This is a genomic window from Salinicola socius (assembly GCF_001937195.1).
Taxonomy (GTDB): Bacteria; Pseudomonadota; Gammaproteobacteria; order Pseudomonadales; family Halomonadaceae; genus Salinicola; species Salinicola socius.
On record NZ_MSDO01000075.1, the window covers coordinates 1 to 766 of the forward strand.

Below are 766 nucleotides of genomic sequence, written 5' to 3' on the forward strand. Positions count from 1 at the left end.
CCGATGCCTATGGCGCCATCCGCGCCAACCAGGGGCTCTACCTCTCAAGCTGGGGCCAGCTCGGCGCCAGCGGCGACCAGCTCGACCTCACCCCGGCCAGACAGCAGCTCGACAGCGCCTACCACCTCAGCGACAGCCTCAGCCAGAGTGCCCAGGACCACAACGCCGACGCCCTCGACAGCCGCCAGAACCTCAAGCAGGCCGGGGACGACGCCGACGACCGCTACGGCAACAGCGAACAGCTTTCGGATGCTGATCAGAGCAACGCCCGTGGCGCCACCGACAGCGGCGGCCGGGGCGAAGCGGCGCGGATGAAAGCCCCCTGGCTGCACCTGGCCTCCCCGGCGGGCATCACCCTGAGCACGCCGGAATCGACCCACCTGGCCCAGGGCAGATCGCTGAGCATCTCCAGCGGCGAAGACGTCAACATCGCCACCGGCAAGAGCCTGGTCGCCTCGATCTCCGAGAAGCTCTCGCTGTTCGTGCAGAAGGCGGGCATCAAGCTGTTCGCGGCGCGGGGCAAGGTGGAGATGCAAGCGCAGGATGGCGAGATGGCCTTTACCGCGGAGAAAGGCGTCAAGGTGACTTCGACCGAGGGCCGCATCGAAATCAATGCCGAGAACGGCATCCTGCTGCAGAGCGGCGGCGGCTATATCCGCATCGAAGGCGGCAACATCGAAGTCCACTGCCCGGGTGCCGCGGATCTCAAGGGGGCGCAGCACAACTTCGGCGGACCGACGAGTCTCACCCGGACTCAACCCGAGCT

General features: G+C 67.1%; 1 protein-coding gene. It reads left to right on the forward strand.

The features are described from left to right. Nucleotides 1–766: DUF2345 domain-containing protein (locus tag BTW07_RS18815; RefSeq protein ID WP_144077002.1), on the forward strand; the 766-nt coding region annotated here is incomplete at both ends.